Origin of the sequence: Candidatus Frankia nodulisporulans, from assembly GCF_902806475.1 — a bacterium.
Lineage (GTDB): Bacteria > Actinomycetota > Actinomycetes > Frankiales > Frankiaceae > Frankia > Frankia umida.
This window is the reverse complement of record NZ_CADCWS010000259.1, coordinates 1-5722: the sequence shown is the minus strand read 5'-3', so window position 1 is coordinate 5722 and position 5722 is coordinate 1. Positions and strand designations below refer to the sequence as shown.

The 5722-nt window shown below is 70.8% G+C and carries 7 protein-coding genes and 1 pseudogene; 3 read left to right on the top strand and 5 right to left on the bottom strand.

Annotated elements, in window-relative coordinates:
* Window positions 1-440: 440 nt before the first annotated feature.
* Both G6R24_RS17575 and G6R24_RS17570 read left to right on the top strand, forming a co-directional pair.
* On the top strand, window positions 441-1178 hold the full coding sequence (locus G6R24_RS17575; RefSeq protein WP_163550308.1) for a class I SAM-dependent methyltransferase: 738 nt from the start codon (window positions 441-443) through the stop codon (window positions 1176-1178).
* 100 nt (window positions 1179-1278) lie between these two features.
* Complete coding sequence (locus G6R24_RS17570; RefSeq protein WP_163550305.1) at window positions 1279-1842, top strand: dihydrofolate reductase family protein; 564 nt, start codon at window positions 1279-1281, stop codon at window positions 1840-1842.
* A gap of 102 nt (window positions 1843-1944) precedes the next feature.
* On the opposite strand, the gene G6R24_RS17565 is transcribed toward G6R24_RS17570, so the two are convergent.
* The 3 genes from G6R24_RS17565 to G6R24_RS17555 are packed head-to-tail and all read right to left on the bottom strand — an operon-like array spanning window position 1945 to window position 3470.
* Complete coding sequence (locus G6R24_RS17565) at window positions 1945-2349, bottom strand: arsenate reductase ArsC (RefSeq protein WP_163550304.1); 405 nt, start codon at window positions 2347-2349, stop codon at window positions 1945-1947.
* 34 nt (window positions 2350-2383) lie between these two features.
* Window positions 2384-3022, bottom strand: coding sequence for an aquaporin (locus G6R24_RS17560; RefSeq protein ID WP_225438664.1), 639 nt, complete (start codon window positions 3020-3022; stop codon window positions 2384-2386).
* A gap of 46 nt (window positions 3023-3068) precedes the next feature.
* On the bottom strand, window positions 3069-3470 hold the full coding sequence (locus tag G6R24_RS17555; protein WP_276529341.1) for an ArsI/CadI family heavy metal resistance metalloenzyme: 402 nt from the start codon (window positions 3468-3470) through the stop codon (window positions 3069-3071).
* 58 nt (window positions 3471-3528) lie between these two features.
* On the opposite strand from G6R24_RS17555, the gene G6R24_RS17550 reads away from it, so the two are divergent.
* Window positions 3529-4065, top strand: coding sequence for an ArsR/SmtB family transcription factor (locus tag G6R24_RS17550; RefSeq protein ID WP_163550306.1), 537 nt, complete (start codon window positions 3529-3531; stop codon window positions 4063-4065).
* Here G6R24_RS17550 and G6R24_RS17545 read toward each other — a convergent pair.
* A pseudogene (locus G6R24_RS17545) lies at window positions 4050-5213 on the bottom strand (MFS transporter); the annotation flags it as partial. The gene G6R24_RS17550 and the pseudogene G6R24_RS17545 sit on opposite strands and share 16 nt — an antisense overlap.
* A gap of 188 nt (window positions 5214-5401) precedes the next feature.
* A partial coding sequence (locus tag G6R24_RS17540) for a substrate-binding domain-containing protein (protein ID WP_276511350.1) occupies window positions 5402-5722 on the bottom strand: 321 nt, incomplete at its 5' end.

Here is a 5722-nt window from a genome sequence, read left to right as displayed (position 1 = left end):
GGCAGGGGTCAGGGGTCAGGGGTCAGGGACAACAAAAGGCGAGACAGCACCCGAAAACGACCGCTGATTCAGGTTAATCGGCACTGGGCTGATTTTTCGCAAGATTGCCTGAAAGTAGGGCGAACGGCCTATTGCGGCATAGTTACGGCCATCATGAGACCCTCGTTCGCCGATGCCCGCTCCCACTCCTCCTCCCGGGTGGTTGCGGAGCGCGCCCAACCGGGCACCCCAGGCGCCAGCTCGCGGCGCCCCTCCGGCGCGGTGTTATCGTGCCGGCCATGTCTGACACGGCGGCATCCCCGACGAGCGCGACCGAACCCTCGGCAATCGGGGCGGAACCGACGAACGGGTCCGCCTCGGTCAGCACCGATGTCCCGGCCAGCCCAGCGGCCCCCGCCAGCACGGCGGTCGTGGAGGCGGAGGCCGACGAGGCACCGCTGGTGCGGACCCTGCCGTATTCGGGTTGGGGTCTGACCCGGTCGAAGACGCTGTTCCTCGCGCACCGCAAGGAGCCCGTCGACCCCGCCGGCTTCTACTCGTTGATCGCCGCGGACTCCGTCCGTCAGCTCCAGCGCTACACCTCGCTGACCGGCCAGCTGATCCTGGACGTCGGCGGCGGCCCCGGCTACTTCCGTTCCGCCTTCCTGGACGCCGGCGCCCGCTACGTCTGGGTCGAGCCGGACGTCTCCGAGATGGAGGCCGCCAGCATCGAGGTGCCCGGGCGGGTTCGTGGCAGCGCGCTGGACCTGCCGTTCCAGACGGGCAGCATCGACCTGACCTACACGTCCAACGTGCTCGAGCACGTGCCCGACCCGTGGCGGATGTGTTCGGAGCTGGTCCGCGTCACCCGCCCCGGCGGGCTGATCTTCCTGAGCTACACCAACTGGCTCTCCCCCTGGGGCGGCCACGAGACGGCCCCCTGGCACTACCTCGGTGGTGACCGTGCCGCCGCCCGGTTCGAGCGCCGCAGGGGCCACGCGCCGAAGAACATCTACGGCCGCACCCTGTTCCCCGTCTCCGTCGCCGACACCCTGTCCTGGGCCCGCCGCCGCGGCGACGTCGAGGTCCTCGACGCGATGCCCCGCTACCTCCCCGACTGGGCCAAGCACATCCTCAAGGTCCCCGGTGCCCGCGAGATCATCACCTGGAACCTCGCCATGGTCCTGCGCAAGCTCTGACCTTCGGCGGCGCGCGGGCCGAATTTTTTGTCGGTGGGGCCGGGCAGGATGTCGGTGTAGCCCCAACAGGCAGTTTCCGCAGGCCAGGAGGAGAACCCCGATGCGCACTCTGATCGTCACCGCCTTCGTCTCACTGGATGGCGTCATGGAGGCGCCCGGCGGCGAGGCCGACTACCGCAACACCGGCTGGACGTTCAAGGACATCGAGTTCGACCCCTCCGCCTACGAGCTCAAGGGCCGCGAGCAGGAGGAGACCACCGCGCTGCTGCTCGGCCGCACCAGCTACGAGGCCTTCGCGCCGGTCTGGCCGACGATGACGGAGTTCGCCGGCTACAACGCGATGCCCCGTTACGTCGTCTCCACCACCCTCGAAGGCGACGACTCGCGCTGGCCGGCCACGATCCTGCGCTCGGTGAAGGAGGTCGCCGCCCTGAAGGAGACCGAGGGCGGCCCGATCGCCGTCCACGGCAGCGCGACCCTGGGTGCGAGCCTCGCCGACGCCGGCCTCGTCGACCGCTACCACCTGCTCGTCTTCCCGGTGCTGCTCGGCGCCGGCAAGCGCCTGTTCAGCGCGGCCGACAAGGACAGGACCGGCCTGAAGCTGATCGAGTCCGAGGCCTACCCCAACGGCATCCAGAAGCAGGTCTTCGACGTCATCCACTGACCCGGCCCGCCGGGTCCACATCCGCGAGCACACCTGGCAACGCCGGCTGGCCGTGGCCCACGCCCACCAGCCGGCGCCGCGGCGCCGGTCCTGCGCGGGAGGTCACGGGGGGAGGATCTCCGCGAGAGGTCCCTCGACGCGGGTGCGAATCTCGTCGCGGATGGGGCGGACGGCGTCGAGGCCCTGGCCGGCGGGGTCGTCGAGTTTCCAGTCCTCGTAGCGGATGCCGGGGAAGACCGGGCACGTGTCGCCGCAGCCCATGGTGATGACGATGCCGGAGGTCTCGACGGCGTCGGCGGTGAGGATCTTCGGGGTTTCGGCGGCGATGTCGATGCCGACCTCGGCCATCGCGGCGACGGCGGCGGGGTTGACGTGACCTGCGGGTATGGAGCCGGCGGAGCGGACCTCGACCCGGCCGGCGGCGAGATGGGTCAGGAAACCGGCGGCCATCTGGGAGCGGCCGGCGTTGTGGACACAGACGAACAGCACCGACGGCAGGTCGGACACCGGGGGCTCCTTTTCGCACATGCGTGGGTGGCGTTCATGAACGAGGCGGCAGGGCCTCGGCCTGCCGTTCGGGTTCGGCGAGGGCAGCTGGATAGAGCAGGCGGACCAGGCCGTAGCCGAGCACCCCACCGGCCAGTTGGGCGGCGACGAAGGCGGGCACCGAGGCCGGGGCGATGCCGGCGAAGGTGTCGGAGAACATCCGGCCGAGGCTGATCGCCGGATTGGCGAAACTCGTGGAGCTGGTGAACCAGTAGGCGGCACCGATGTAGGCCCCGACCACCTCGGCGAGCAGATGCGCCCCCGACGCCCGGTGACGCGTCGAGATCGACACCGCCGACCGGGCGAACATCAGGTTCGCCAGCACCGCGCCACCCACACAGCCGGCGACCTGAACGGGCAGGTAGGCCGCGGCTTCCCGCCACGAGAGCCCGCCGAACGCCGCGTCCACGACGGTCACGACCGGGTTGAGGTGCGCGCCCGACACCGGCCCGAGGATCAGGATGATGGCGTAGAGCCCGGCGGCGGTCGCCGCCGCGTTCTCGGCCAGTTGCAGTCCCGTCTGCCCAGGGCTGAGCTGCTGCGCCGCGATCCCGGAGCCGACGACCAGCGCCGTCAGCAGCGCGCAGCCCAGCGCCTCGGCGACCAGTCGGCGCACAGACCGGCCCGCAGTCACACGCCGACCCGGCCGGTTCGCGTCCGGCTCGACCTGCCGAAGCTGGCTACCGGCGCTGCTGGCGGGATCGACGCTCGGCGATGTCGGCGAGCACCGTGTAGATCTCCCACGGGGCACCGTCGGGATCGTCGACCCACACCTTGTCCTGCAGCGCGTAGCAGCAGGCCGTGTTCTGCTCGGTGGCCGTGGCGAGCCCGGCGCCGGCCAGGCGTGCGGTCGCCGCCGAGACCTCCTCGGGTGTCGCGACCTCGACGCCAAGATGGTTGAGCGCCCCGGCCACCCCGGCACCGCGTGCCGCCGGGTTCTCGATCAGGACCAGCTTCAGCGGCGGCCGGTCGATCGCGAAGTTCGCGTACCCCGGCCTGCGCTTCACCGGCCGCGCCCCGAACAGCTTCCCGTAGAACTCCACCGCCGCGTCCACATCCGAGACGTTGAGCGCCAACTGCACCCGGGCCATCATGATCACCCCTATACATAGACGATCATCTATACCTGCCGGCATGAGGATGAGGGCAGAGATAGACGACCGTCAATGGCTTGGGCATGCTGGACCGGCGGCCACGACCTCCCTGCCGGATGTGCTCCCGGCCCGCGCCGTTCAGACCGTCCGGAGCGGCGAGGCCGACCCGGACGCGCCACCAGGTGCGGCCGGGGTGGTCGCGGCGTGCCGCACGCCGCTGACCGGCGCCCCGCTGTCGAGCGCCGAGGCGGACACGCTCGCCGCGGTGCTCAGGGCCATCGCGGTACCCACCCGACTGCGCCTGCTGTCGATGATCTACGCCCGTGAGGGTGGCGAGGCGTGTGTCTGCGAGCTCACCGAACCGCTCGGGCTGACCCAGCCGACCATCAGCCATCACCTGAAGGTCCTGGTGGACGCCGGCCTGCTCACCCGGGACAAACGCGGGGTCTGGGCCTACTACCGGGCCGTCCCCGGTGCCCTTGCCGCCCTGGGGGCGATCTTCGCGCCACCCGTCCGGGACGAGGGGTCGCGCGCCGACCAGAGCAGGAGCACGAGGGCGAGCAGCATCCAGACGGCGAGGTAGCCGAACGCCAGCCGGGGTGAGACCACCGTGTACAGCAGCCCGGCGACCACGCTGGCGGCGATGTTCCCGACCGCCTGCACGGTGGCCAGCAGACCGAACGCCGATCCACGAATCCGCTCCGGCGCGAAGGCGGCGACCGCCGCGTGTTCCGCGGTCTCCGCGCAGCCGATTCCCACCCCGGCCAGAACGAACGCGACTCCCAGAAGCCAGAGCGCGGACCCGGACACGGCGAACACCAGATAGGAACCCAGGAACGCCGCCACACCGGCGGCGGTGACCAGCACCGGCCCGCGCCGACCCCACCGGTCGGCGAGACCACCGGCGGGAAAGGACACCACCGTGGCGGCGATGTTGTAGGCGATGTAAAGGCCGATCGCGAGCTGGGTGGCCGTGTGCGTGCCATGGCCGGGGGCGAGCAGATCGGTGGCCCGAAGAACCAACAGCGTCGCGGCCACATTGCCGAGTTCGAAAGCGGTGAATCCGGCCATGATCCGCCCGAGCGACCCCCGCAGGATCGGTCGGACGACGAATCGCGGCCGGCGGGCCGCACGGGTGCGGGGAAGCCGCGCCTGCCGAATCGCGTGGACGATCGCGAACGCGGCCAGCAGACCCGGCACGATCGACAGCAGCATCGCGGTACGCAGGCTGACGAATGTCACCAGGACAAGCGCCAGCAGCGGCCCGCCAATAGCCCCGAGATTGTCCATGGTCCGCTCGAACCCATACGCCCGGCCGTAGGCGGCGGCGGGCACCAGATCGGCGAGCAGCGCGTTGCGCGCCGGAACCCGCAGCCCGCGGGCGGCCCACGCCGCGCCGCGCAGTACCCCGGCCTGCACCGTGGACGTGGTCACTCCGATCAGCCCGGACAGCACCGCGGTGGTGGCGTAGCCGCCGACCGCGACGGTGCGGCGCCGTCCCGGGTCGTCAGCCAGGGCGCCGCCGACGAAACGGCCGGCGCCGGCCAGACCGTCCGAGATGCCCTCGATCGCCCCGAGCGCGGCGGCGGGTGCGCCCAGGGTCGTGGTGACGAAACCGGCCATCAGCGCGGTCGGCACCTCATGCCCCACGTCGGCCAGGAAACTCGCCGCGCCGATGCCACCGACCCCCGGGGTCAGCCAGGGTCGTCGGCCAGCCGCGGCCTGCGCCATGACGGACGGTGGCGGCGACGGTGGCGGGGATACGTGGATGTCCGACACATCCGCAAGGAGACGTCAGCGCGTTCCACGAAAGGAAGACTGTTTCCGTTCGACCAGGCCGACTATAATGATCTTCGATGCGGTCTGTACCATCACTGACCGAAGCAACAACCGCAGCGGTATTCATGGGAACGGCGGATTCAGCCCATCGAGCGGATCGTGGCACTGTGGGAAAGGTCATAACCACCCAGGTCGGCGAGCGCATTGCGCAGGGCCGGATCGCGCAGGGCGGAAAGCAGCGGCCGGGCCGCGCCCAGCGCATGACGGCCGAGCGCGATCTCGTACGGTTCCCACAGCAGTGGCACGAACTCCAGGCCCAGATCCGTGAGCCCGGCCCGCAGGCCCAGCGCGGCATCGGCGATTCCCAGGGCGACCGCGAAGGCGACCTCCATATGCGAGGGCAGTTCCGGTCCGGCCACCGTCTCCGGCGCGATGGCGTCGGCCAGCAGCATCTGGTCGAG